This window comes from Pseudoalteromonas sp. c7(2019), from assembly GCF_011378625.1.
Classification (GTDB): Bacteria; Pseudomonadota; Gammaproteobacteria; order Enterobacterales; family Alteromonadaceae; genus Pseudoalteromonas; species Pseudoalteromonas arctica.
In genome coordinates, this window is sequence record NZ_WTKS01000005.1 from 188,555 (window position 1) to 213,132 (window position 24,578).

Genomic DNA, 24,578 nt, shown 5'->3' on the forward strand with positions numbered 1-24,578 from the left:
ACTTAATTATTCACTGACCTCTTTACTTATCTCTTCATGCGTTGACGACCAAGCTGTTATTAGCGCTTTTACTAATGAAGCCAACGGGATAGCAAAAAATACGCCCCAAAATCCCCACAAGCCACCAAAAAATAATACCGCGACAATTATAAATACCGGATTTAAATCAACCGCCTCAGAAAATAATAGTGGCACAAGCACGTTGCCATCAAGCGCCTGAATAATTCCGTAAATAATTAAAATGGTCCAAAACTGTGTTTCTAATCCAAACTGAAACAGCGCAACTGCCGCTACCGGAATAGTGACGAGTGCCGCGCCAATAAATGGAATTAATACCGACAAGCCAACAAGCACACCAAGTAATGCGGCGTAGCGTAAATCTAAAACAGTAAATGCAATAAAAGACACACCACCAACAATTAAAATTTCAAACACTTTACCGCGAATGTAATTCATAATTTGTTGATTCATTTCGTGCCACACTTGCAAAATTAAGCGTCGTTGCTGCGGGATCAGTTTAGCAATACTCCCCGTTAGCTCCAGCTTATCTTTAAGCATAAAAAACACCAGTAACGGCACAAGTACTAAATATATAAGCCATGCAACAACATCTTTTAATGACGTAAGTGAAAACGACAATACAGTTTGACCAAACTCAATGATTTTAGCTTCTACCGTTGCAACAATAGCTTGTACTTGATCTATGTTAATTAAACTTGGATATTGTTCAGGTAAAGCCATTAAATAAGACTTCCCTTGTTCTAACATATGCGGGGTTTCTTGCACTAAGTTACTGGTTTGCTTCCAAAGCACTGGGCCAATAACCAAAATAAGGGTGAGCATAATGCTAATAAATATCAACATTACAATAATCGTTGCAGTAAAACGTTTTAAGCCAACGCGCTCTAAATGAACAACCGGCCAATCAAGTAAATAAGCGATAACCAGTGCAACAAGCACAGGAACAATTAACGAGCCAAAAAAGTAAAGTAAGGCCACTGAGGCCAATAATAAAAATAATAAGGTAGACGAATGAGGATCCGAGAACTTCCTTTCGTACCATGTTTTTACGTATTCAAACATGTAATGGCTCCACTAATAACAACCCACGTTGTTTATCAAAATTGTAACTATAAGCATTTTTTTGCAAAAAACGTTCAATATCGTTCGCACTTTCACCTTTATTAAGACTAAAAGTGATACGTTGTTTTGAAGATTGCGCACTTCGTAGCGCAAGTTTAAACTGCACAAATTGCTGAGGGCATTTAAACTCTTTTAAATCGCGCTCTACCATAACTACTTTATCCGTATAGTAAATGAATAATAAGTCGCATATTTACGGTCAATATACTTATATGCCCAAACCGTTGTAACTTTTTGTTAAAACAATACCTGCAATAGTTTATCCTTATAACATAACTAGCAGTAAGGATAAGTTAATGCCTGGCACGCATAATAAAGCGCAACTACCAAGTAATCCAACACTCAAAGAGATTAATTGGTTTAAAAAGCAAATTAATTGGGGCGAACTACCTCCTTTTTATCACCTTGTTGCCTCATCAATAAGCGAATCTGAAGGGATTTTAGATCATGGATTCGATAATGCAGTTAAACAACTTATAGATAAACGCAATTGGAACTTAGATTTATTAGAAGGCCATGAAGACAGCCTTGGTGTAATACACACTAAACATAAGCCACGTATTGCGCTGCACCAAGTTTTTACCGACAGAGGCTTTGAGCTATGGGCACAGCCTTATGCTAAAGATGTTATTGTTGACCAATACATAAAAAATAATCGCTTTATGGAGTTTAGAGTGTGGGATCCACATTCAATGAAAAACCTGATCAGAATAAGTCAGTTACATAAGTTTATTGGCTTTTATTTTGAACGGGGCGACAAAGCAGATAAAGCCATTATTTTACATGCACATAAAGTAGTACATAAAATTATTACTTTTTTGCAGCGAGAATTGAACGTTGTAAAGCTTGATGGAGTCACAATAAAAGAACTATACCAATTGTGCGAAAAAGACAGCCGTGCAAGCAGTGACGAAATAGACATAGCCAAAATTGCAATTGGCGAACAAATTAACAAGGAATAAAATGCAGCTAAAATCAGCATTTATCACTTTATGCAGTGCCGCGCTTACGTTTAGCTTATTAGTAAGCGAACCTTTAAAAGCGCAAACCAACTTTACACTTCCTGATTTAGGAACATCTGCATTACAAGCACTGCCACTTGAAAAAGAACAAGCTATTGGCGAAGTAATGATGATGCAAATACGAGGTTCATCGCCAGTTATAAACGACCCTGTGCTAGATGAATACCTCACGACTATTGGCCGTAAACTTGTTGCTAATGCTAACGATGTACGTTTTCCGTTTTCGTTTTTTTGGATAAATAACTCAGAAATAAATGCGTTTGCATTTTATGGCGGGCATGTAGGTGTACACACCGGGTTAATAGCTCAAGCCGATAACGAGAGCCAGTTTGCTTCGGTACTTGGTCACGAAATTGCTCACGTAACACAGCGCCACTTAGCACGTAGAATACAGCAACAACAAGATAACAGCGCGCTGACCATTGCCGGCATGATTGCAGGTATATTAGCAACCGTTGTTGCACCCGACGCGGGTATTGCCATTATATCTGCCAGCCAAACACAATCAGCTTTTAGTCAGTTAACGCATAGCCGCTCAGCTGAGCAAGAAGCTGACCGCATAGGCATGCAAACACTTAATAATGCAGGATTTGATCCCCGTGCATCGAGTGAGTTTTTAACTAAACTTGCAGCGCAAATTCGCTATAAATACAAACCACCTGCATTTTTGCTAACTCACCCATTACCAGAGAGTCGTGTATCAGATGTACGTTTGCGTGCAGAGCAATTCCCTGTGCGCCTTATGAATGCGAGCCTTGAGTTTAATTTAGCAAAAAGTCGAGTGCTTGCCCGCTATGACAACAAACCAGAAAACGCAGAAGATCTATTTAGAAAGCTACTGCGCGAAAATACCTACAACAACACTGCATTAAAGTATGGCTTAGCCATAAGCTTGCTTGATCAAAAAAAGCTTGATGAAGCAGCGCCAATATTAGACGAGCTTTTAAAAAACGATCCTAAAAACTTATTTTATATAGATACCCATACCGATTTACTTATTGCACAAAAAAAGGCAGATGAAGCCGTTAAGTTTTTAGCGGATTTAAATCAGTATCGCCCTAATAATCAGGTAATTACACTTAACTATGCCAACTCAGCACTTGAAGCTGAGCAATATGAGCTTGCTGAAAATATTTTAAAGAGTTTTTTACTCGAAAAGCCAGATCATAACTTAGGCAAGCAACTCCTTGCAGACGCGTATAAAAAACAAGATAAATTAGCCTCTTATCACGAAGCTAACGCCGATGTATTAGCACAATATGGCGCTTATTTAAAAGCCGCAGACGAAGTACAAAAAGCACTAAACTTTGTAGAGCCTACTCAACTTGTAAAGCAACAACGTTTAAAAGCACTACTTACCCAGTATCGACTTTTACAAAAAGAGCTTGCAAGACTTTAAGTCTGCAAGCGCTTACCCTAAAATAGACGCAATTCACACTTTGGAATCATTTTATGTCTGTTACTATTTACCACAACCCTCGTTGTTCTAAATCACGCGAAACGCTAGCGCTACTGCAAAGTAAAGCAATAGAGCCAAGTGTTGTAGAGTATTTAAAAACGCCTCTTACACACGAGCAAATTTCAACGCTTGTAATCCAACTTGGTTTTTCATCCGTACGTGAATTAATGCGCACAAAAGAAGATGACTACAAAGCGCTTAATTTAAAAGATGAAAGCAGTGAATCAGCATTAATAGATGCCATGGTACAAAATCCAAAACTAATTGAACGCCCTATTGTAGTTAATAACAATAAAGCAGCGATTGGTCGTCCACCAGAAAACGTACTAAGCGTTTTATAATGAGTGCAACCATAGTGGTGCTTTATCACTCAAGCCATGGCTCAGTTGAAGCAATGGCTCACGAAATAGCAGAGTCGATAGAGCAACAAGGTGCTACAGCACTGCTTCGCACCTTTGTGGCTAAAAATGCGCACGACATTGTGATCACCAAAGATGATTTAATAAATTGCGATGGTTTAGCATTTGGTACACCAACCCGATTTGGCATGATGGCCTCTCAAGCTAAAAGCTTTTGGGAAACCACCAGCGACTTATGGTTAAAAGGTCAGCTAATAGATAAGCCAGCGTGTGTGTTTTCGTCATCAAGCAGTATGCATGGTGGTAATGAAGCAACCTTACTTAACTTATCTCTGCCACTATTACACCACGGTATGATGCTACTGGGCGTGCCGTACGATGTACCCGAACTACTTGCAACACAAACAGGTGGAACACCATACGGTGCAACACACGTTGCTGGCAGCGCTAATAGTGCACAGCTAAGCAAAGACGAAATTAAAATATGCCAAAGCGTTGGTAAACGCCTTACTCACATTGCGAGAAAACTTAAATGAATACAGCTGACAACCCAGCTAAAAAGCCGATTACAGTAAAGTTTCAGCGTGCCGCACTATTTGGCTATGTAGGTTTACTTGTTCTTATTCCACTGTGGATGTATTTTGTGCCACCTCTAAATGGTAATGCGAGTTTAGTGTCTTTATTTTTGCCTATTATTCCGTTACTACTGCCGTTAAGAGGCATAATTAAAGACAATACATACACTTATGCGTGGGCTAACTTTGTTGTAATGCTGTATTTTATTCACGGGCTTACCATGCTGTGGGCCGCTCCTGATGAATTAATTTGGGTATTGCTAGAGCTTGTGTTTGCCTCTTCAATGTTTATTGGCTGCACTTACTACGCAAGACACCGCGGACAAGAACAAGGTTTAAAAATCCGTAAGCTTAAAGAAGAACTAGCTGAAGAAAAAGCAGCAAATGAGCACGGTAAATAAGGCTTAACCATAAACGGTTATAAATACAAAAAACGCGCTTAAATTGCTTTAAGCGCGTTTTTTATTAGCTGTTTAAAAGTGACTAAACTAAATCACTTAAGGCAGCTAGCACCACAATACTCGCCAACCCTATTTGAGCAATTAAGCTAATAAACGAAAAGCCTCTAAGCACAAATAAACCCCAAGGGTGTTTAATATGTGGATATAACGCACAGCGTTTTAAAGTGGTCGCAAAGAAAAAACAAATCACTGCCGCCATAGTTAAACTCAGCGTCAGCTCACTTTTAATAGAGAGTGTTTCATCAAAAAAGAAGAACAACTGCAAAGGCAGCAATATAGTGACAATAGCGTGCAGCACATGTACTTTTTTAATGCGATCAAACTGCCCTTCCGGCGAAAGCTCTTTAATACCAAAGTCACGCTCTAAACATTTAACCAAGTTATTAGCTTTAATACTAACCGCCAAACGGTAACAACTTAAACCTTCTTTATTGCGCGCTCTAAAGTTATAGCCCGCTTTAATAAGCAGCACCATTAACGATTCATTTTTAGCAAATACAGCGTAATGAAGTGCTGTGTTACCTAAATTATCAACCGCTTTTTTGTCTTGCTTTGCAAGTAGCGTTTCAACCACATTTACAAAGCCTTTTTCGGCGGCCCACATAAAAGCTGTTTTATTGTTTTCATCAGCAAGAACACCTGTAGCGCCTTGCTCAATAAAACGCATTGCCATTGTTTGCTTGGCTGTTTTTTTACGCAGGTGCGTTAATAATGCTTTTTCTAGCAGTACAACAGAGTCAACATCAGGAGAAACCTGTGTAAGCAACGTAAAATAGTCTTTACCCGCTGCTACTTTTTCGCTGGCAAGTTCAGAAAGAGTATCTAAATCAGCAATAGACTCTGGAATAAACGCACTTAAGCGCTCTCTAAAATCAACTTCTTTCCAAAGGGCTAATGTATCTTTTGCCGAAAGTTTACTTTTATTATTTAGCGCATGCTCAATTAACGTGAAATAGCGTTTACTAAAAAACAAATCGACTAAAGACAGTGGCGTATCTATGGTATTTTGTGCAGCCACACTTGCGTATTTTTCAAGGCGCTGGCATAGCATAAGCACTAAGCTTTCAGGGGTGTATTCATTATCGTAGTAATGGCTTTTAACCGCACTAATATACGCTTGTGCGTCTTCGTCATATTCAGAGATATGTTGAAAGTAACATTCTTCAAATGGTTCTAGCGGGGTTAGCCATGCCAAATAATAAATAGGCGGTAACACGGTGGTGCATACACCATCGTCTTCATTTGTAGAACGACAAGCAGGCCAAGCTTCCAAAGCATCTAAAATAAAGGCACCGTTTTGTTCTACCAGTCCTTTAATAAGTAATGGGTATTCCTTTGGCCAAATCAGTACATTTTCCATTAAAACAACACAACTCCAGTGTGGCTTGGGGGTGGTAAGTTATATCAGTTTTTAGCTGACACCACGCTTAATCAAAGTGTCGATATTCTAGCACACCTTTGTTTTGCTGCTAGCGCAAAATTACGCAATAACAACAATCCTTTACTTACAAATATAAAAACGGCCAAGTACATAAGTAATTGGCCGTTTTTGAGGTTGGAGTTGGGCTTAATCAGAGCCAGACAAATAGTCTATTTACTTTTTAACTCGCTAATAACTTGATCTAAACCCACTTCAGAAATACGTTGAATAATCTCTTTTTGCTTAGCACTTAATAGTGAAATACCTTCGGCAACAATATCGTATACTTTCCACTCATCATTTTTACCTAAACGAAGCTTAAAACTTAAGTCGATTGTAGGCGCATTTGGCTCAATAATTTGTGTATTAACTGTTGCGTACTCAGAGTCACTTTTTGCGTTATTACGCTCAAATACTACTTTTTGACCTGTGTACTTCATTAGTGCAGCGGCGTATGTGCCTGTTAAGTAATGCTCTACTGCATCAATAAATTGAACTGCCTGTTCGCGCTCAATGCCTTTAATGTGTTTACCTAATAATTTAAACGACACAAACTTAACATCAATATGTGGCATTAAACGTTTTTCAACAATGGCAGCCATCGCTTCTTTGCTTGCTGTGCCTTTTGAATTTACTTGGCCAATGTCTGCAAATAGCTTATCGGCTACTGATTCAAGTAACTGATCTGGCGATTGCTGAGTTTGTGCAAATAACGAACTACTAAAAAAAGCAGTGGCTAAAACGAATAGTTTAAAGAGTTTCATAATTGTATATGTCTGTGTGATTAAGATGGCTGTAATTTACGCGAACTATACGCAATAAAAAAGGCACAAATAAGCAACTTATTAATGCCCAAATCGCACCAATAAAATAACTAAAATAAATTCAAGCAGTTAGAAACCTCCGTTAACAGCTCATATACAACCGGCATTTTGTCCTCATTGTAATTGTTAATAGGTCGCCCTTATCATTTAGTTATCACTTGAATCAGACAAACATTTGGCACCTATGAAAACGTCACTTAAAACACTTATTATCTCATTTATATTAGTAGCTTCACTTTTTGGCAAACTTGCTTTTGCTCAATCGAACCACGGTTATGCCGTTGATTTTCTCAAAGGCGAAGGTAACGTAAACGGCGTTAAGCTTGCGTATCAGTATCATGCACCTAGCATGCAAAATATAATTGGTGATGCACGCTTTTACTTTGAAACCAGCGTAAATATGTGGGAATACCGCCACGGCGATGAAACACAATCAAACCTAGTACTTGCTATGTCACCTGTGCTGCAATTTCCTGCCTTTAGTTTTAACAACACCCCATTTTATGTAGAAGCAGGGATTGGTGTATCACTGATTGATGAAACGCAGTTTGCCGGTAAAAACATAAGTACTCACTACCAGTTTGAAGACCGCATAGGCCTTGTTGCCGACTTTGGTCATACTAACGTTGCCCTTAGAGTTATTCACTATTCAAACGCAGGCTTTAAAGAGCCAAACCCAGGGCTTAACTTTTTAACGCTTTCGGTAGCTAGACGTTTTTAAGGTTATTGATTGTGTTTAAAGTTATTGATTGCGTTTAAAATTATTGATTGTGTTTTGAGTAATTTAATTGCTGTTATAGCGTAAAACGGTCACACTTAAACGTACTAAATATTAAGTGATACTGCGATGCAAACTTGGCATATTGTAATTATTGTCGCCGTTGTTTTTGCTATTGTTATTGGTAATATTGCGCTGATTAGACTCTCTGCAAAAACGGAGTTTAAAAAGCCCAACGCCAATATTAAAAATACAACAGACACAAAAAAGCCCTGATTAATCAGGGCTTTTTTAATAATACCAATTCGCTTAATTATATTTTCGTTAATTTAGCCTACTAACCAATGCGCCATTAGCGCAATAACAGGTAAAGTAATTAGCGTTCGCAAAATAAATATAATAAACAACTCTAAAATATTTACCGGTATTTTACTGCCAAGTAAAAGTGCGCCCACCTCAGACATATAAATAAGCTGAGTTACACTCATTGCGGCAATAATAAAGCGCGTTACATCACTTTCAATTGTACCTGCTGCTAATATTGACGGAATAAACATATCAGCAAAACCAACCATAATAGTTTGCGACGCTGCTGCCGCTTCGGGTACTTGTAATAACTCTAAAAATGGCACAAACGGCATACCTAAATACTGAAATATAGGCGTATGCTCAGCAATGATCAGTGCAAATGTACCTACCGCCATAACCACAGGCAATACACCAAACACCATATCAAGCGCGTTATGTAAGCCCTCTTTTATAGTACCTTTAACACCCGTTGAGTTATCTGCTTTAGCTAATGCAACATCTAACGAGTGACCAAATAAGGTTTTATGACCCGGAATTGTTTCAGCGTCTCTATCTGGCTCAGTACCATCAATCAATAAGTCTTTTTTAAAGCGCAGTGGCGGTAATCGCGGCACAATAATAGCGGCAACAATACCGGCTAAACATACCGTTGCGTAAAACGGTGCAAATAGGTATTCAAGTTTAACTTGCCCAAGCACCACTAAACTAAACGTAATTGAAACCGCTGAAAACGTAGTACCAATAATAGCCGCTTCGCGTTGTGTATAGTGCTTTTGATCGTACTGCCTTGCAGTCATCAAAATACCCACACTACCATCACCTAACCACGATGCAGTACAGTCAACCGCACTTCTACCCGGTACACCAAATACAGGGCGCATTACTTTAGTCATTAACGTACCAGCAAGCTCTAGTAGACCAAAGTTAATTAGTAGCGGCAGTAATAAGCCCGCTAAAATAAATACCGAAAACAACACTGGCAGTAAATCATTTAATACCAGCGCGCCAGTATTGGCCGAGGTAATCATCTCGCTGCCTAGACTTAAGTACGTCATTAAACCAAACGCCATACCAAATAAGCGCACCACCAGCCACGTCCAGCTCACATCAAATAAATGCTTTAACAAAGGTGAGTTACATATAGCGGCGGGTTTAAACACTTTAGTAATTACAGAAATAACCCCTGTAATACAAATAATGAGAGTAATAATTGCTTGAGCAGAGCCAAGCATCATTGCTTGAACCGCTTTTGCCATAACGGCAATAGGAATGGTCATCCCTTGCGAGGTACTAATGGGTGTCATAAATAAAAACACACCAATTAACGAAGGAACCAAAAAAGTAAACCAAGTGCGCCACGTGTAGTGTGAGCGATGAGGTAGCTGAGACATATTTATTAACCTATAAAAACCACAAAAAGAGCATATCGCTCTTTTTGTGGTAAAACTTATTATTATTTAAATTTTAATGCCGCGCTGAATGAGTGCTGCTTCTAATGCTTGTTGTAAACCATTCATAGTACCTGGCTCAAGCGTTTCGCCTTTATCATCCATCCACGTTAAGCTAGTACCGCCTTCTTTAGTTTTACTTACTAAAATTTGGTATTGGCCTTCATCAATAGGTAGTTGAGCTACGTCATCACCCCAAATTGAATCCCAAACACTTGTTTCTGGTTTAGTGTAATCAGCAGTAATTAAGCCCGTATCTGGGTTAATTTCAACAATAGTGAACGACAAGCGCTCTAAAAACCCAGAGAAACGGTCAAACACAGCTTCGTAAGATTGCTCAGTTACAAGTGCTGCATTACCTTTGTTATCAAAGCCCATTTCAAGAGAAATAATACCTTGGCGTTTACGCATATCAACTTCAAGTTGACGGTAACGGTAATCAAACTCGCTCACTACTTGGTTAAGCGCACGTACTTCTAACTGCTGCTTTAACAAATCAGTTAGCGTATGGTCGCCTTTAAAATCTATCAGCTCTACACGTAAAGACGCAGTACGCTGATGTGACTTTTCTTCAATAGTGAATCTAAATTTTTCTAAGTCATCGTTAACTTCATCGCCCCACCACCAAAAACCTTCTTCGGTTTTAATGATTGAGTACCAATCAGTTTCAATAGTACCTAGTAGCTTGTCTTCTTTAGTGGTTGCTGCATTGTTATCAGCGAGGACTGATTGAATCGTGTCCCAAAGAAATTCATCTAAATCAGCAATGCCATCGTTTTTATCAAAATAAATACGCGCTTGTTTATCTGTCTCTTCTACCCAACTGCCTTTAGCAATTGTTAATACTTGTGCCGGTGGGCGGTAATTTGTAGCTTCAGGATTGTTGTCGTATTGACCTACATCCATTTTATAAACTGGGTCTTGAGCTGGTTGAGATAACGACGTTGGTGCTTTTACAGGCTCATGCGTACGATAGTTACGTTCGTCATGTGCCTTATTAATAAATACACTACACCCTGATAAACTTACCAATACACTTACTGCAAGTGCTTTTGGGATCCAATACTGCACAGATATTTCTCCTTAGCATACCCTTTAATTGTTTTAACAAATATATGAGTGGGTAATGCCGATTTGGTTCAGTGTAAAATCAATATTAACTTTACATTTATTATTTGGCTGCCTAAATGCAATAAAGTTCAGCACTTCAACTTAGCAATAAAACTAAGCGCAAATAAGCAAATTTTAGCTATGGTACTTTCCCGTGCCAGTAAAAACAAGAAACACCGCACTTTAAAAGCGCTTAATTAGCGTGTGCTGTAGTTTAGAGCCCTTTTTGTGTTAAACTTCGCCGCCGTGCAACTTCTCGTGTGTATTTTTGGTGTTGCCAACTCGGTTGATATAATCCAAGTAACAAGGTATTTGAACTCATGACTGCATTTTCAAATCATCAAATTGTTTTAACAGCGATTGGCGAAGACAGACCCGGTATTGTAAGTGAACTAACCCAACTGGTTAGCGATTGTCACTGCAACATTATTGACAGCCGTATTGCTATTTTAGGCTGCGAATTTACCTTCATAATGCTACTAAGCGGCGACATGTCGGCAATAAGCCGCATAGAGCACGTACTACCAACTAAAGCCATGGAACTTGGCCTGCTAACCATGATGAAGCGCACAGCGAGTCATACTCCTAGCGAGTTTTGTGCAGGTTACACACTAGAATACACAGGCATAGACACCCCTGGCACATTGAGCAAAGTAACGCGCTTTTTTGCCGACAATAATATTAGTATTTGCTCACTTAAGTCAGACACTTATTCTCAAGAAGACAACATTAAAATGCGTTGTGAACTTGAATTCAACATACCTGTTGATGTAGATATAGATCAATTTAAAATTAGTTTTGAGAGCCTTTCTCACACACTAAACGTAGATTATATTTTTAAACGAATTCGTTAAGGATGCTAAACATGAACACAATTAGTCCATTACAAGCTGGGGATACTGCACCCGCTTTTAGCCTACAAAACCAAAACGACGAAACAGTAACATTAAGCGAGCTGTTAAAAGAACAACAAGTGCTTGTGTACTTTTACCCTAAAGCGTCAACGCCGGGCTGTACTGTACAAGCCGAAAACCTACGCGATGAGCAAGCACAGCTTGCTAAATTTAACACCCGCGTTGTAGGTATTAGCCCAGATCCAATTAAGCGCCTTAAAAACTTTGAAACTAAAAAAGAGCTTAACTTTGACCTATTAGCCGACGAAGACCACGCCATTGCTGAAGCATTCGGTGTATGGGGCTACAAAAAGTTTATGGGTAAAGAGTACGATGGTATTCACCGCTTGACGTTTTTAGTAGGCCAAGACGGTAAAATAAAACACCTATTTGATAAGTTTAAAACCAAAGATCACCATCAAGTAGTGTTAGATTATTTAGCTGCAGAATAAGTTTGTGGCAGAATAAGCTAGCGGCTAAGTAAGTTAGCTACCAGCTATTAGACAAATACAGAAAAGCGTTGCTCAAGGGCAACGCTTTTTTTATGCTAGTTATTAAGTATTTTGGTTAAGTAAAAGCATGATCGAACGTTTAATTAATTGTTCTAAAGGGGACAACCCCGCAAGAATCGGGTTTTAAAATAGGAATATTACTATTCAAAGCCTAGTAAAAACATTTCTTTAAACTCTCGTTGCTGAATCGAATCAAATTGTACTGTTAGCTCTGATTTTTTTAGTATGTTGTGTATTTTATCGTACTGTAAGTTATCTTTTGCTTTAAGGCTTAAGACCTCATACTCTCTGCTAGCCGCTAACACTGCAGGATGACTATACCTATTTTCCATGTCACCAAATCGATTGACCAATAAATTCAAAAAATCAGCTAGTGTATATTTTTCACCATCAACTAAAACATTTAGATCGACGTTGAGTGCTGGACCCGTACCATGATTATTAACGAAAATAGTATATGTATAATTATTGTTATGCCCCAATTCAAACTTAGTGACTATAGGCGTAATTGAGTTTATATACTGAGCGTTGTTGGACTTGAAGCCAAAATAAGCAAAAGTGAAAGTAATCAGTGTAGCGGTAAGAGCTATTAGGTCACTTAGTTTCACTTCAAAAGAAAAGCTTTGCCCTATAATTGCCCCAGCACTAACGCATAAGACAATGGCTATAACTGTTATAAAATCTGGTTTTTTCATACTATTCCCTTAATTAACTGAAGGATAAATAATATCATGGTGGGCTTCCTTTCAAAATACAGACATAAAAAACCCGCTCAGTTGTAAACTGAACGAATTTATTCAATATTGGAAATATTATATCAGTCTTGGGGGGCTAAGCTCTTAATCCCAATGTACTTAGGGTGATTCTTTATAAATGTTGTCCACTTACGATGGATGTTATTAAGTCTTTCATTTGCATAAAGGCGATTATCTAAACCCGGAAAGTTGAAAAGCTCGAATATAGAACAGTAAAAATTTGAAAGATCTTCTTCTACATTGGTTAGTTCAGCTACGGAGCCAATAAAGCTAAACCTTACCCCTAGTCTGTTTAACTTACTTTCTAACCCTTTACTAAAGTCGTGCTTTGGACCCATCTTTCTGGTACTTCTTGATTTTGCCAAATAATATTCACTGCTATCCAAGTAATTGATAAAGTTATCAGCATAAACACTATAGAAACTTTCGATAGCTCTAAAGAAGCTCTCACTAGCAATCATAGATGGTGCTTCAGGCATACTTGAACTAAATAGGCTCGCGTAACAAGTATCCGATCTGATATTTTTAAAATGGTTTTCATTCGAATTCACTAGCTTGGTGCAATATTTTTCAAACTCTTCATGTGTTTTATAGAAATAATTAACAGCGTTATTTTTTAACGTAATCTCATTACTCACGGACTTTTGCTTAGAAGAATGAAATCTCGCAACCATAACTCCAAAAACTATGCTAAGTGAAAGTAATGAAATTGGGAAAGTAAAATATTTTATGAAAGCTGATACTTCAGGCTGAGAAAATACAAATCTAAATTCCCCCTTAAGCCACAACTGAAATGAAAATACCGAGATTATTAAGGCTGCTATCACTACAGGTAAAAAAATAGCAAGGCGAAATGAGAAATTTTCATGCAAACCAACTGTTTCGTCAACCTTAAAGAATTGCTTGTGTCTTGGTTTTAATTTTTCTTTGTCCATAATTTAACTTGTCCTTTATATTCAAGCAGTAGATTCGAATAGAGCGACTTACTAGGCCTCCTAAAAAAGAGATAAAACCTTGACTACATAAGCATGATTAATTGATTTCAGCTTTCTATTCGCACGCGGTTGGAACTCTAAGTTCCGAAGACGTGTTAATAAAGCTTTTATCGTTGTATTGAGTTTCGTTGCACTCAACTCAACCTAGGAAATTTAACTTAACGCTGAACCAAGAAGGTCAAATTCTGACTTCACACATCATGATCATTTAGGCCTTCTATTACTATTTTTAACTATTTTATAATACAAAGTACCGTTATGAAACCAAAAAACCAAAGGGGTCAAATCTTGACTTCATACATCATAATTAATTAGCTGTTTATATTCGCCGAAACTCAAATAAGTTACTGTGTCTGATGTCGCTTCGCTTATCCGACCTACGTTTTCAAATATATAATGCGGGGTTATTGGGTGTGGGTATTGGAGGTTCGTTGGAGCTCGTTGGGTTTCGCTGCGCTCTACCCAACCTACGAGTTTATCTTAAATTTTTACGCAGACAAAAATGGCGTTGCCTGAACGCTCTGCCCATGGGGTTATTTTGTCGTAGTCATGTTCAAATATGTGGATTTCAAAGTACGGTTTTAAGGCTTCTTTAAGCTCGGTATAACTAAAAGCAACCATTGGGTGCTCGTCGTGCCATACAAGTGTTTTGTCTGCGGTGGTTTTTTCGATGCTGAGTTTTAATAACTGTTTACTGCCGCTGCCACTGTAATGCCAACCAGAGCGAAATGTGAATACGCTATTTTCGCTTGTTGCTGTGTGCTCTACAAATGAATCGCTGTCGATTTTGTTTTTATCAACCGTGTTAAAGCAAAATATTCCACCTACGTTTAACGCACTGTGTACGCTGGCAAGGCATTCTTTTAGCTTATTAATGCCGTCGCAGTAGTGGATTGAATACAAAAAGCAGGTAATTAAATCCAATTGCTCGGTTACTTTAAACTCACTCATGTTTTGCAACGAAAATTGCGCTTCTGGACAACGAACTTTTGCTTTATCTAGCATTGGCTGGTTTAAATCAAGCCCACTACTTTTATAGCCGTAATCAATAAAGTGGCGTACATGCGGGCCGGTGCCACATGCTAAATCGAGATGGGTATTTGCGCCATTACCAAAAATTTGGTGCAGCCTGTGAATAGAATTGCTTTGGGCTTGATAATTAATATCTGCGCACATTAAGTCGTAGTAATCAGAAAGGTCGGTGTAGAGTGCATTTGCGGACATATAAGCCTAGTGGTAAGTAGTAGAATATTTTTAAGTCGCGCATAGTAAACTAATTAGCACAATTAACGAAGAAGATATGAGCTTTAGGGTAGATGTAATCTTAGGTTATAAAGTTCAGGCTATAAAGTACAGGGTTGTCGGATGGCGCTTCGCTTATCCGACCTACGTATTTAAATATCATAGAGCGTTGTTGTAAAACGGTGTGAAATTGAAGATTTGTTGGGTTTCGCTACGCTCTACCCAACCTACGTACTATAACTTTAAGCTGCTCTTTAACTAATTCCTAAATACTTATGTACTTGTATTGATAGGCGCCAGTTTTTGGCAATGCAGGTGTCGATTGCTAATTTGGTTGCTGATACTTTTTGGCTAATTGGCTGTAAGTAAACAAGCTTTGGATTAACGCCTGTTTTAGCAAATAACGCTTCTAGCTCTTCTACGTGCTTTTGCATAGCAACGGGGTGTTTAATTTCGTTGGCACGCTTCATTGCGCTGGTAAGTACTTCATAACCGCCGCGCATGTTTATTTTAGGCGATACCGTTACCCATGTTTGCTCTGGGGCGAGTATTTCAAACGTGCCGCTGGTTTCTATTTGTGTACTAAAGCCGTGCTCGTGCAATAAATTACATACTGGATTTAAGTCGAACATACATGGCTCGCCGCCAGTAATAACTACGTGTTTTGCGGTATAACCTCGTGATTGAAACAACGCTAAAATTTGCTCTGCACTGGCGTTAGCCCAATGATCTGAGTCGGCTTTTTTTTCTACGGTTTCGTCCAGTGATACTTTATATACATTATCAACATCCCACGTTTGCTTGGTGTCGCACCAAGAGCAGCCTACTGGGCAGCCTTGCAGGCGTAAAAATATTGAGGGTGTGCCAGTAAAGCTAGCTTCACCTTGAATGGTTTCAAACACTTCATTAATTTTGTACAAAAGAGATCTCACTTACTACCTAGCAGCCAAATTGCTACTATTAAAAAACCAAAAAGCGCTGTGCAAAAATTGTTATTTAAGCTGCGGGCGTGTAGTATATCGCGCCCTGATATAAACCTCTATTAAAACTAAGAGCAAAACAGATATGACGCAAAAAGTAGTTGTTATTTATTCCGGCGGTATGGACTCATTTACCGTATTAAATAAAGCCCTGCAACAAGGCCATGATGTATATGCCCTATCATTTGACTATGGTCAGCGTCATGTAAAAGAGCTTAAAGTGGCGGCAAGTGTGTGTGAAAAATTAAACGTTCCACACAAAATTGTTGATATTTCGGCGATTAACCAACTTATTGGTGGCTCATCACTTACTGATGACATTGATGTGCCTGAAGGCCATTACGAAGAAGAAAGCATGAAAAGTACGATTGTACCTAATCGTAATATGATTTTGCTCTCGCTTGCTGTTGGTTACGCGGTATCTCTTAAAGCTGGCCAAGTTTATTACGGCGCTCACTCTGGGGATCATGCTATTTACCCTGACTGCCGTCCTGAATTTGTGCAAAAAATGGATGATGTGTGTCGTATTGCTAACTACGACGCTGTAGAAATTTTTAGCCCATACTTAAACAATACTAAAATTGGTATTTTAACCGACGGTATTGAAATGGGATTAGATTACAGCCAAACATGGACTTGTTATAACGGCCGTGAAAAGGCCTGTGGTAAATGTGGCGCGTGCCAAGAACGCCTTGAAGCATTTGCACTAAATAACATTACAGACCCGTTAGAATACGAATAAGCACCAATTAATTAGTAATACAATTGCTGTAAATAAAAAAGGCTATCATCGATAGCCTTTTTTTGTTTAATTTTAACGTAGAGATTACAACCAGCGTTTTACGCGCGCTTTATAGGCGGTAAACTCTTCGCCAAATAATTTAGTGAGCGCACGCTCCTCGGGTATTATTTGAAAAAACGTTAAATACGCAATAAACCCTATAATACATAAAAGTGCCCACAAGGAACTTAACCAAATACCCCACCCTGCTAAAATAAATGCAAAACCTACGTACATTGGGTTACGCGAAATCCGATAAATACCGCTAGTAATAAGTTTTGTCGCTTGCTCAGGTTTATTAGGGTTTACAGTGGTGTTTGCTATTTTAAAACTCACCACCCCTGCAATACAAAAAACACACCCTATAATGACTAAACTTGCTGCTAAGTAGGTAATAAATGCGGTGAAATCAATAACACTGTAATGCGCAATAAGCGCCATTATGCCTGCAAAAAACAGCACAACAATAACGGGAGGTATTTTATTATTTAACATGGCAACTCACTGTATTGGCTAAAGTATGTTTATTATATGGAGATTAGGGCGTGTTGTTCTTTGGTGATTGAATTTGCAGCAGTATGTTTGGTTTTTAGGCAAGGCAGAGCCTATGTAGTGTGGCTATCCCCCATAAATAGGCGATAACGCAGCATAAAGACCAAACATGCGCTGCCCTTTGGGTTCTTTCTAGGGACGATTAACTCTTTGTTGCTCGGTTTTTACTTAGCCCACTAGGTTACAAACCTCGCGCCGCGATTTAATCGCCCCTAGATTGAACAAATTTCAATCCACAAAGATTAACACGCCCTAGCCATTAAACAATATCTGAAGTGTATAAATGATGAACACGCTCAAACCTGAGCTTAAGTAAAGTATACAAATTAAGTTACAATTGTCAGCTTTATCAAAAGCGCTTAAAGGTTATACTTTAACCATAAACGAATAATAAAATGATAAGGAATGAGATTATGTCTGGAACTACGATGATTGTACTTATTGTGCTAATTTCGGTTGGCTCAGGAGTGGTTTACGATATGTATAAAAAGCATCTTGAGTTTAAGCATAAAATGCAAAACAACAACAGCGATGCCCATAAACAATTAGCTGAAACAAACGCACAAGTGCTTGCATTAAAAGAGCGTGTACAAACACTTGAGGCTATTGTTACTGATTCAAGCTTTAACGTTAAAGATGAAATTAATAAGCTTTAAATTGTTATAAGTAATTTGGATATAAATGTGCATTTTCTGGCTGCTCAATGCCATGAGCAGCTAAAAACCCACCAATAGCTTGCCCGCAGCCCTGTGGTGCTCGCCCGCTGTCTATCTCAAAATTTAACTGGTTAGCATGTTGCTTACCCATAGAGCAAAGCCCTACAGTACTTGGCGAGCGCATAGCGATACTTAAGTTACCTATTTGCTCAACCACAACGTGTTTACTAAAGCGGGCAAAACCTTTGTACTTAAATTGCTCGTTTACGTAATCATTGCTTGTGGCTACTAATGCTGTAATTAAGGCGTGTAAAAAGCTATTAGCGGATGGATCTGCTGTTAAAAACGCGATTGTTTTTTTATTAAACTCGCTAAGTTGGCAATCTTCACACAACAGCTCAACAGTATATAAATGTTGCTCGGCTATTTGCTGCTGGCTCTTAAGCTCAATACTTTTTCCTGCAAATACAATACGTTTAAGCACTTCATCAACACGGCTTTCAGCACTTTCACTTTTAACAAGCTCAGGGTTTTGCGCCATTACCGGTAAGTCGTGATGGTTATTAAATGGCGTACTTGTTGCGCCGCTTTGCATTAACTGAAAAAGCTCTCTTACTTCATGTTCACGCGCTACTTTTAACGCTAAAAATGCAGTTTGAATAAGTTCTGAAGTAGGTAAGTTTTCCTCTACTATCCAGCGTCTGCCAAATAATAGCTTTTTGGCTTTGCCTTCATTTGCAGATGCACTTTTTTGATAGTTATCTGGGCTCAGCACTGCTACTTGCAGGTAAATTTCTTCACCTTTTTGTGCAGCAAGCACCCTAAAGTGAGCCGAAAATTCTATACTCTCAAGCACTTCGTTTACGCTTTCAAGCGTGTGCTTGTAACGTAAAAAATGTTGTGGCACTACCCAGCTACTATTAGCCAATTGCACAAGGGGTGCATAAGAAATAGGTTGCTCGTAGCTGTGTTGCCATTTTTGCTCATTGCTAAGCAAATGATTAATGTGACTCTTGTTATCTGACATAAATAAACCAAATAAACTCGCGTTGTGCGATATAAACTATGAACACATTACGTCGTCAATGTCGTAATTAGATCACATGTACGCCCTACTTTCGGGCTTTTTTAACTATCGGTGAGTTCTTGATAGTCTGTTATAACTTTTTGATAGTATGGCTTATCTTTATTGAGCATTTTATTATAATGATTTATGAGTTGCCGCTGGTACATAGCGTGCTCTGCACTACTAAAATCCCACATTTTATTACCGGTGTGACTAATCTCATTATTGCTACTAAAGCTCACTTCAATCACTTCATAAAAACGTTTGTTGTCGTAAACTATTTGCTCACTTACAAGCCCTAAACCTAATTGCTTTAAACCGACTCGCAACTTATAAGTGTGATGCACTGGGCATAAAATAAACCGAACATTATTTAAATGCTCCACTGCATTATTAGCAATAATTTGTTGTATTAAACTTAACAACAGCTCACCGCCAACACCTGCTATTACAACTACTTGGCTTTTATTTTGAGCAATTTCAATTTTGCCTACATCCTGACATAAGACCTGCCACTGCGGATTTTTATTACAGGTTTTTTGTAATTTATTAATAGATGATAATTGCGTTTCTAGGTCGTTCATTAAAGTGGCGACTATATCTACAAAAATAACCTGGTTTGCAGCTGCGCGTTTTAATAGCGCCATGCCTAAATAACCATGGTCGCAGCAGCAATCCCAAATAATATCGTGATGCTGCGAAATTAATGTATCAATGGCAGTTAGGCGTTTGCTGAGCTTCATTTAATCAGCAGATTGTGACGTTTTGTAGATAAGTGCTTTTAAGCTTCTGTCGCTGTCTACTTCAATAAAACGCTCGGTAGGGGCTAGGCGCTCAACAAATTCAATTGCGCCTTGGGTGTGCTCGTTTATTAACGCCTTAAACGCCTCTTCGCTAAGCTCTGGGCTATTAGCGCACAATAACAATTGTGTGGTATCACAAAGTAGCTCTGGCAACCTGCGCAGCACTTTTTGATAGTCTTTAGTTAATATAAAGCTGCCTTTTTGAAAGCTTGGCGGATCAACTATTATTAAGTCAAACGGGGCTGCTTTTTTTAGTTTTCCAAACGACTTTAAAATATCGTGAGGTAAAAAACTTACGCCACGCTCAAAACCATTTAATTGATGGTTTTGCTTGCCGACTTTAAGTACACCTTTGCTCATATCCATATTCATTACATGATCTGCTCCGCCTTGCATTGCTGCAAGCGAAAACCCACACGTGTACGAAAATAAATTAAGCACTTTGCCATGCTTACTATTAGCCATTACAAACTCACGGCCGCTGCGCATATCGGGAAATATTCCGGTATTTTGACGGCTCTGTAAATCAACCAAAAAACGAATGCCGTTTTCGGTTACAACATGCGGGTTAGGTAATTGCCCATAAACCACGGTGTTTTGGCTTTGCACGCCAGCGCGTTGCTGATACACAAGTGAGCTAATAAGCTCTGGCTGGTTTTTTTGTGCCCACTGCCACACAACATCGGTAAGCTCGCTTAGTGTTTGTTCGTCAATTTCGTCGTACGAAACCAAAAACAAACTTGGCGGATAAAAGTCTAAATTAATATGACTTAACGCCTCAACACTATGGCCACGGCCATGAAAAACACGGCACAGTTCATTTTTTAAAATTGGCGCATCTTCAAGCGCAGTAATAAGAGGAGTAAAGTTTGCTGTCATTTTTAATTAATCAACTGTTGTTGTAGTTCATGTATTTCATCGCGAACAGAGCCCGCTTTTTCAAATTCCAGATCGCTTGCGTATGCATGCATTTTGGTTTCAAGCTGCTTAATTTGCACTGTAATTTCTTTCGCACTAAGTACCTTTTTAGAGTCTTTACGAACAAGTCTAAGGTTATCTTTAGGGCCGGCTTCTTCGCCTACATCCATCGCATCAAGAATCTTTTTGGCTAGTGAATGCGGTTCAATACCGTGTTCTATATTATAAGCATGCTGAATTTCGCGTCTGCGCGCTGTTTCGTCCATGGCCTTAGCCATCGATTTTGTAATTTTATCGCCGTATAAAATAGCGCGGCCATCTAAGTGACGTGCAGCACGACCAATGGTTTGAATGATTGAACGCGCTGAGCGTAAAAAGCCTTCTTTATCGGCATCAAGTATGGCTACTAGCGCCACCTCTGGCATATCCAGACCTTCTCGAAGTAAGTTAATACCCACTAACACATCAAACACGCCTGCACGTAAATCACGAATAATTTCAACGCGTTCAACCGTGTCTATGTCTGAATGTAAGTAACGCACTTTTACGTCGTGCTCACTTAAGTAATCGGTTAAATCCTCAGACATACGTTTGGTCAAAGTGGTTACAAGTACGCGTTCGCCCTTCTCTACACTTTTATAAATTTCTGAAAGTAAGTCATCAACCTGATCGCCCACCGGGCGCACTTCAATAAGTGGGTCAAGCAGCCCAGTTGGGCGAATTACTTGCTCTGCGATTGCGCCCACACAACGGTCTAACTCAAAGTCGCCTGGCGTTGCCGATACATAAATTGTTTGTGGTGAAATAGCTTCAAATTCTTCAAAGCGCAGCGGCCTGTTGTCCATTGCTGAGGGCATTCTGAAGCCATACTCAACTAGGTTTTCTTTTCGGCTTCTGTCGCCTTTATACATTGCGCCAATTTGCGATACGGTTACGTGCGATTCATCAATAATCATCAATGCGTCGTCTGGGAGATAATCAAGCAATGTGGGTGGCGGATCGCCCGGCGTACGGCCCGATAAATAGCGGCTGTAGTTTTCTATACCAGAGCAATAACCTAGCTCTCGCATCATTTCTATATCGTATTGCGTACGCTGTGTTACGCGTTGCTCTTCTACTAATTTATTAGCACTGAGTAACTGGGCTCTTCGATCTTTTAGTTCTTCTTGTATTTTATCGATAGCACCGAGTATTTTTTCACGCGGGGTAACATAGTGTGTTTTTGGGTAGATAGTGGTGCGTATTATATGTTTTTCGACGGCGCCAGTAAGCGGGTCAAAAATACTCAAGCGCTCTATTTCGTCATCAAACATTTCTACGCGAATTGCGAAGGTGCTAGATTCTGCAGGAAATATATCAACCACTTCACCACGTACACGATATGTACCACGGCTAAAATCTATATCGTTGCGGGTGTATTGTATTTCAGCTAGGCGACGTAGCATGTCGCGTTGGTCTACTTTTTCGCCCACTTTTAAAAGTAGCATCATTTTCATGTATGATTTAGGGTCGCCCAAACCATAAATAGCCGATACCGACGCCACAATAATGGTGTCGCGACGCTCAAGCAGTGCTTTGGTCGCACTTAAACGCATTTGTTCTATATGCTCGTTTATTGAGGCATCTTTTTCAATAAATGTGTCGCTAGATACAACATAGGCTTCTGGCTGGTAGTAATCGTAATACGATACAAAATACTCAACCGCATTTTTAGGGAAAAACTCTTTCATTTCCCCGTATAGCTGCGCGGCAAGCGTTTTATTGTGCGCCATTATTATTGTTGGACGGTTTAAATCGTTAATAATATTAGCCATGGTAAAGGTTTTACCTGTACCGGTGGCACCTAATAAAGTTTGGTGTGCAAGGCCTGCTTCTAATCCTTCACATAGCTGCTTAATCGCTGTGGGCTGATCGCCTGCTGGTTTAAAATGTGATTTTAACTGAAAATGGTCGCTCAATTATTGCACTCCTGTAACGATTCGCCGCTCAGCGCTTCTAGTTTTTTCATAAACCATTTGTATGCCACTATTGCTGTAAATAAGTTACCTAAAGCAGCGCCAATAAATAGCCCTAATAATCCGGCTATTTCGTTGCCTACATAAGCAAATGGTACATAAAATATGAATAACCGAATGACACTTAATACCAATGCGTACATTGGTTTGTGTAAAGCATTAAACGATGAATTTGATAATATGATCACCCCTTGTAAGCCATAACTTAGCGGGATGGTATAAATAAAGAGTTTAATTACATCTATTACAGCTTGTTCTTTACCAAATAATTGGCTTATAACACCTGAAAATGCAATGAGTAATACGTAAATGGCAAATTGCCATACCATTACAAATTTTAGTGTGCCGGTATACGCTTCTTTAACGCGGCATAATTTGCCAGCGCCAAAGTTTTGGCTAACAAATGGCGGTAATGTCATCGATAGTGCAAGCACTAATATACTTGCAATAGATTCTATTCTACTTCCCACTCCAAATGCAGCTACGGCCTCTGGCCCGTGATGCGCAACCATAGCGGTCATTACGGCCATTGCAACGGGTGTAAGCATGTTTGCGCCGGCAGCAGGCAAACCAATTTTTAATATTTTACGAATAGCGCCCGTCACTGTTTGCTTGCCTGCTTTTAGGCTCAACAAGCGCTTTTTAACAGCTAATATATATAAAATAATAACCACAGCAACCGACCATGCAATAACGCTTGCTATGGCCGCGCCTTGAATACCTAACGCTGGTACTGGCCCAAAACCAAATATCAATATAGGGTCGAGTACGGCATTTATAAGCCCAGCTCCACCCATTACTAAACTCGGCGTTTTTGTATCGCCACTGGCGCGCAGTACCGAGTTACCAATCATTGGGGTTATTAAAAATACACTACCAATAAACCATATATTCATGTATTCGTGTATTAACGGCAATACTTGTGCGCCCGCTCCTAGCAAAGTAAATATGGGGTCAATCAGTAAATACCCAACAGATGACAACACAATAACCAGAACCACACCAACCATTAAAGAAATACTGGCGTCAAAACGCGCTTCATCTATTTTATCACTACCGAGCGCTTTTGCTATTACCGCCGATGTACCGATCCCCAGCCCGATTGCTAAGCTAATAACGGTAAAGGTAACCGGAAATGTAAAGCTCACCGCTGCAAGCGGCTCAGTGCCTAGTAAACTTATAAAGAATGTATCGACAATATTGAACATCATTAGCGTGATCATGCCGAATATCATCGGGATGGTCATCGTCTTTAATGTGGGCAAGATGGGATCGTTTAGTAAATCTGGGCGAGTCTGGGATTTTGAAATTGCGCGCATGAAATAAATAGGCCTCTTTTACTGAACGAATCATTTTAAAGCATCAAGGCAGTTCAAGCCACGGATTTATCACTACAATTGAAGTAATTAAAGAAGTAAAGATTCGAAAAAATAGTAAAACTTAGTTTTTGCTTCTTTTTGTTAAAATAGAGCCTAAACACACCAAAAACCAATTAAAACACATTTTTATAACTTTTATTACAAACACCCAGTGATATATGATGCTTTTTTACACAAAGGTAC

The 24,578-nt window shown here is 39.2% G+C and carries 27 protein-coding genes; 11 read left to right on the forward strand and 16 right to left on the reverse strand.

Features of this window, described 5'->3' with window-relative positions; all coding sequences use genetic code 11:
* Nucleotides 1-6: 6 nt before the first annotated feature.
* Entirely contained in the window at nt 7-1,083 is a 1,077-nt protein-coding gene (locus GQR38_RS07865) for an AI-2E family transporter (protein ID WP_007581049.1), read from the reverse strand.
* Nucleotides 1,076-1,294: a sulfurtransferase TusA family protein gene (locus GQR38_RS07870; protein WP_002961455.1), complete on the reverse strand. Its 219-nt coding sequence runs from the start codon at nt 1,292-1,294 to the stop codon at nt 1,076-1,078. The genes GQR38_RS07865 and GQR38_RS07870 overlap by 8 nt, the downstream gene beginning before the upstream one ends.
* 145 nt (nt 1,295-1,439) lie before the next feature.
* Between GQR38_RS07870 and GQR38_RS07875 the strand changes: the two genes are divergently transcribed.
* The 5 genes from GQR38_RS07875 to GQR38_RS07895 are packed head-to-tail and all read left to right on the forward strand — an operon-like array spanning nt 1,440 to nt 4,959.
* Nucleotides 1,440-2,105, forward strand: a complete 666-nt coding sequence (locus GQR38_RS07875) for a hypothetical protein (protein ID WP_007581045.1) — start codon at nt 1,440-1,442, stop codon at nt 2,103-2,105.
* Between the two features lies 1 nt (nt 2,106).
* A complete protein-coding gene (locus tag GQR38_RS07880; protein ID WP_007581042.1) occupies nt 2,107-3,564 on the forward strand; it encodes a M48 family metalloprotease in 1,458 nt (485 codons plus the stop codon).
* A gap of 53 nt (nt 3,565-3,617) precedes the next feature.
* Complete coding sequence (arsC, locus tag GQR38_RS07885) at nt 3,618-3,965, forward strand: arsenate reductase (glutaredoxin) (RefSeq protein ID WP_007581040.1); 348 nt, start codon at nt 3,618-3,620, stop codon at nt 3,963-3,965.
* Nucleotides 3,965-4,519: an NAD(P)H:quinone oxidoreductase gene (wrbA, locus tag GQR38_RS07890; protein WP_007581039.1), complete on the forward strand. Its 555-nt coding sequence runs from the start codon at nt 3,965-3,967 to the stop codon at nt 4,517-4,519. Before arsC ends, wrbA begins: the two co-directional genes overlap by 1 nt.
* Nucleotides 4,516-4,959 (forward strand): DUF2069 domain-containing protein, encoded by a 444-nt coding sequence (locus tag GQR38_RS07895; protein WP_007581036.1) that lies wholly within the window; start codon nt 4,516-4,518, stop codon nt 4,957-4,959. The genes wrbA and GQR38_RS07895 overlap by 4 nt, the downstream gene beginning before the upstream one ends.
* 82 nt (nt 4,960-5,041) lie before the next feature.
* On the opposite strand, the gene GQR38_RS07900 is transcribed toward GQR38_RS07895, so the two are convergent.
* Together GQR38_RS07900 and GQR38_RS07905 are read right to left on the reverse strand one after the other, a co-directional pair.
* Entirely contained in the window at nt 5,042-6,379 is a 1,338-nt protein-coding gene (locus GQR38_RS07900) for an ankyrin repeat domain-containing protein (RefSeq protein ID WP_010555074.1), read from the reverse strand.
* A gap of 230 nt (nt 6,380-6,609) precedes the next feature.
* Nucleotides 6,610-7,203, reverse strand: coding sequence for an ABC transporter substrate-binding protein (locus tag GQR38_RS07905; RefSeq protein WP_165721434.1), 594 nt, complete (start codon nt 7,201-7,203; stop codon nt 6,610-6,612).
* Nucleotides 7,204-7,447: 244 nt separating this feature from the next.
* On the opposite strand from GQR38_RS07905, the gene GQR38_RS07910 reads away from it, so the two are divergent.
* Entirely contained in the window at nt 7,448-7,984 is a 537-nt protein-coding gene (locus GQR38_RS07910) for an acyloxyacyl hydrolase (protein WP_165721433.1), read from the forward strand.
* A 126-nt stretch (nt 7,985-8,110) separates the two neighbouring features.
* Complete coding sequence (locus GQR38_RS07915; RefSeq protein WP_007583912.1) at nt 8,111-8,257, forward strand: DUF2897 family protein; 147 nt, start codon at nt 8,111-8,113, stop codon at nt 8,255-8,257.
* A 53-nt stretch (nt 8,258-8,310) separates the two neighbouring features.
* Here the strand turns inward: GQR38_RS07915 and GQR38_RS07920 are convergent, their stop codons facing one another.
* A complete protein-coding gene (locus GQR38_RS07920) occupies nt 8,311-9,681 on the reverse strand; it encodes a YjiH family protein (RefSeq protein WP_007583911.1) in 1,371 nt (456 codons plus the stop codon).
* 66 nt (nt 9,682-9,747) lie between these two features.
* The gene (gene bamC / locus GQR38_RS07925; protein ID WP_007583910.1) at nt 9,748-10,809 is read right to left on the reverse strand and encodes an outer membrane protein assembly factor BamC; all 1,062 of its coding nucleotides are present in this window, start codon (nt 10,807-10,809) and stop codon (nt 9,748-9,750) included.
* A 359-nt stretch (nt 10,810-11,168) separates the two neighbouring features.
* On the opposite strand from bamC, the gene GQR38_RS07930 reads away from it, so the two are divergent.
* On the forward strand, nt 11,169-11,702 hold the full coding sequence (locus GQR38_RS07930; protein ID WP_007583906.1) for an ACT domain-containing protein: 534 nt from the start codon (nt 11,169-11,171) through the stop codon (nt 11,700-11,702).
* Nucleotides 11,703-11,713: 11 nt separating this feature from the next.
* Nucleotides 11,714-12,193 carry a thioredoxin-dependent thiol peroxidase gene (bcp, locus tag GQR38_RS07935; protein WP_002963124.1) on the forward strand — a complete coding sequence of 160 codons (480 nt, stop codon included), beginning with the start codon at nt 11,714-11,716 and terminating at the stop codon, nt 12,191-12,193.
* 200 nt (nt 12,194-12,393) lie between these two features.
* On the opposite strand, the gene GQR38_RS07940 is transcribed toward bcp, so the two are convergent.
* From GQR38_RS07940 to queE, 4 genes are all read right to left on the reverse strand, one after another.
* A complete protein-coding gene (locus tag GQR38_RS07940; RefSeq protein WP_165721432.1) occupies nt 12,394-12,948 on the reverse strand; it encodes a hypothetical protein in 555 nt (184 codons plus the stop codon).
* A 122-nt stretch (nt 12,949-13,070) separates the two neighbouring features.
* Nucleotides 13,071-13,943 (reverse strand): hypothetical protein, encoded by an 873-nt coding sequence (locus GQR38_RS07945; RefSeq protein ID WP_165721431.1) that lies wholly within the window; start codon nt 13,941-13,943, stop codon nt 13,071-13,073.
* A 540-nt stretch (nt 13,944-14,483) separates the two neighbouring features.
* Entirely contained in the window at nt 14,484-15,227 is a 744-nt protein-coding gene (locus GQR38_RS07950) for a class I SAM-dependent methyltransferase (protein WP_165721430.1), read from the reverse strand.
* 272 nt (nt 15,228-15,499) lie between these two features.
* The gene (gene queE / locus GQR38_RS07955) at nt 15,500-16,165 is read right to left on the reverse strand and encodes a 7-carboxy-7-deazaguanine synthase QueE (protein WP_101217394.1); all 666 of its coding nucleotides are present in this window, start codon (nt 16,163-16,165) and stop codon (nt 15,500-15,502) included.
* Nucleotides 16,166-16,310: 145 nt separating this feature from the next.
* Between queE and queC the strand changes: the two genes are divergently transcribed.
* Nucleotides 16,311-16,967 carry a 7-cyano-7-deazaguanine synthase QueC gene (queC, locus tag GQR38_RS07960; protein WP_007583902.1) on the forward strand — a complete coding sequence of 219 codons (657 nt, stop codon included), beginning with the start codon at nt 16,311-16,313 and terminating at the stop codon, nt 16,965-16,967.
* An 84-nt stretch (nt 16,968-17,051) separates the two neighbouring features.
* Here the strand turns inward: queC and GQR38_RS07965 are convergent, their stop codons facing one another.
* Complete coding sequence (locus tag GQR38_RS07965; RefSeq protein ID WP_024592359.1) at nt 17,052-17,501, reverse strand: isoprenylcysteine carboxylmethyltransferase family protein; 450 nt, start codon at nt 17,499-17,501, stop codon at nt 17,052-17,054.
* A 470-nt stretch (nt 17,502-17,971) separates the two neighbouring features.
* Between GQR38_RS07965 and GQR38_RS07970 the strand changes: the two genes are divergently transcribed.
* The gene (locus GQR38_RS07970) at nt 17,972-18,214 is read left to right on the forward strand and encodes a hypothetical protein (protein ID WP_010553668.1); all 243 of its coding nucleotides are present in this window, start codon (nt 17,972-17,974) and stop codon (nt 18,212-18,214) included.
* Nucleotides 18,215-18,218: 4 nt separating this feature from the next.
* On the opposite strand, the gene GQR38_RS07975 is transcribed toward GQR38_RS07970, so the two are convergent.
* The 5 genes from GQR38_RS07975 to GQR38_RS07995 form a co-directional block, all read right to left on the reverse strand.
* The gene (locus GQR38_RS07975; protein ID WP_101217392.1) at nt 18,219-19,241 is read right to left on the reverse strand and encodes a hypothetical protein; all 1,023 of its coding nucleotides are present in this window, start codon (nt 19,239-19,241) and stop codon (nt 18,219-18,221) included.
* Nucleotides 19,242-19,342: 101 nt separating this feature from the next.
* A complete protein-coding gene (locus tag GQR38_RS07980) occupies nt 19,343-20,023 on the reverse strand; it encodes a tRNA (adenine(22)-N(1))-methyltransferase TrmK (RefSeq protein ID WP_165721429.1) in 681 nt (226 codons plus the stop codon).
* A complete protein-coding gene (locus tag GQR38_RS07985; protein WP_024592356.1) occupies nt 20,024-20,962 on the reverse strand; it encodes a class I SAM-dependent methyltransferase in 939 nt (312 codons plus the stop codon).
* A gap of 2 nt (nt 20,963-20,964) precedes the next feature.
* On the reverse strand, nt 20,965-22,959 hold the full coding sequence (uvrB, locus tag GQR38_RS07990; RefSeq protein ID WP_007583893.1) for an excinuclease ABC subunit UvrB: 1,995 nt from the start codon (nt 22,957-22,959) through the stop codon (nt 20,965-20,967).
* Entirely contained in the window at nt 22,956-24,335 is a 1,380-nt protein-coding gene (locus GQR38_RS07995) for an MATE family efflux transporter (RefSeq protein WP_165721428.1), read from the reverse strand. Before GQR38_RS07995 ends, uvrB begins: the two co-directional genes overlap by 4 nt.
* Nucleotides 24,336-24,578: the final 243 nt, after the last annotated feature.

Excerpts from the sequence above, each read along its gene's own strand:
- GQR38_RS07945 (WP_165721431.1), bottom strand. The coding sequence starts at position 13,943 with ATGGACAAAGAAAAATTAAAACCAAGACACAAGCAATTCTTTAAGGTT.
- GQR38_RS07980 (WP_165721429.1), bottom strand. The coding sequence starts at position 20,023 with ATGAAGCTCAGCAAACGCCTAACTGCCATTGATACATTAATTTCGCAG.
- GQR38_RS07895 (WP_007581036.1), top strand. The coding sequence starts at position 4,516 with ATGAATACAGCTGACAACCCAGCTAAAAAGCCGATTACAGTAAAGTTT.
- queC (WP_007583902.1), top strand. The coding sequence starts at position 16,311 with ATGACGCAAAAAGTAGTTGTTATTTATTCCGGCGGTATGGACTCATTT.
- GQR38_RS07940 (WP_165721432.1), bottom strand. The coding sequence starts at position 12,948 with ATGAAAAAACCAGATTTTATAACAGTTATAGCCATTGTCTTATGCGTT.
- GQR38_RS07910 (WP_165721433.1), top strand. The coding sequence starts at position 7,448 with ATGAAAACGTCACTTAAAACACTTATTATCTCATTTATATTAGTAGCT.
- GQR38_RS07965 (WP_024592359.1), bottom strand. The coding sequence starts at position 17,501 with ATGTTAAATAATAAAATACCTCCCGTTATTGTTGTGCTGTTTTTTGCA.
- GQR38_RS07875 (WP_007581045.1), top strand. The coding sequence starts at position 1,440 with ATGCCTGGCACGCATAATAAAGCGCAACTACCAAGTAATCCAACACTC.
- GQR38_RS07870 (WP_002961455.1), bottom strand. The coding sequence starts at position 1,294 with ATGGTAGAGCGCGATTTAAAAGAGTTTAAATGCCCTCAGCAATTTGTG.
- arsC (WP_007581040.1), top strand. The coding sequence starts at position 3,618 with ATGTCTGTTACTATTTACCACAACCCTCGTTGTTCTAAATCACGCGAA.
- GQR38_RS07920 (WP_007583911.1), bottom strand. The coding sequence starts at position 9,681 with ATGTCTCAGCTACCTCATCGCTCACACTACACGTGGCGCACTTGGTTT.
- GQR38_RS07970 (WP_010553668.1), top strand. The coding sequence starts at position 17,972 with ATGTCTGGAACTACGATGATTGTACTTATTGTGCTAATTTCGGTTGGC.
- GQR38_RS07975 (WP_101217392.1), bottom strand. The coding sequence starts at position 19,241 with ATGTCAGATAACAAGAGTCACATTAATCATTTGCTTAGCAATGAGCAA.
- GQR38_RS07915 (WP_007583912.1), top strand. The coding sequence starts at position 8,111 with ATGCAAACTTGGCATATTGTAATTATTGTCGCCGTTGTTTTTGCTATT.
- bcp (WP_002963124.1), top strand. The coding sequence starts at position 11,714 with ATGAACACAATTAGTCCATTACAAGCTGGGGATACTGCACCCGCTTTT.
- GQR38_RS07930 (WP_007583906.1), top strand. The coding sequence starts at position 11,169 with ATGACTGCATTTTCAAATCATCAAATTGTTTTAACAGCGATTGGCGAA.
- GQR38_RS07985 (WP_024592356.1), bottom strand. The coding sequence starts at position 20,962 with ATGACAGCAAACTTTACTCCTCTTATTACTGCGCTTGAAGATGCGCCA.
- GQR38_RS07950 (WP_165721430.1), bottom strand. The coding sequence starts at position 15,227 with ATGTCCGCAAATGCACTCTACACCGACCTTTCTGATTACTACGACTTA.
- GQR38_RS07905 (WP_165721434.1), bottom strand. The coding sequence starts at position 7,203 with ATGAAACTCTTTAAACTATTCGTTTTAGCCACTGCTTTTTTTAGTAGT.
- wrbA (WP_007581039.1), top strand. The coding sequence starts at position 3,965 with ATGAGTGCAACCATAGTGGTGCTTTATCACTCAAGCCATGGCTCAGTT.
- GQR38_RS07900 (WP_010555074.1), bottom strand. The coding sequence starts at position 6,379 with ATGGAAAATGTACTGATTTGGCCAAAGGAATACCCATTACTTATTAAA.
- GQR38_RS07880 (WP_007581042.1), top strand. The coding sequence starts at position 2,107 with ATGCAGCTAAAATCAGCATTTATCACTTTATGCAGTGCCGCGCTTACG.
- GQR38_RS07865 (WP_007581049.1), bottom strand. The coding sequence starts at position 1,083 with ATGTTTGAATACGTAAAAACATGGTACGAAAGGAAGTTCTCGGATCCT.
- GQR38_RS07995 (WP_165721428.1), bottom strand. The coding sequence starts at position 24,335 with ATGCGCGCAATTTCAAAATCCCAGACTCGCCCAGATTTACTAAACGAT.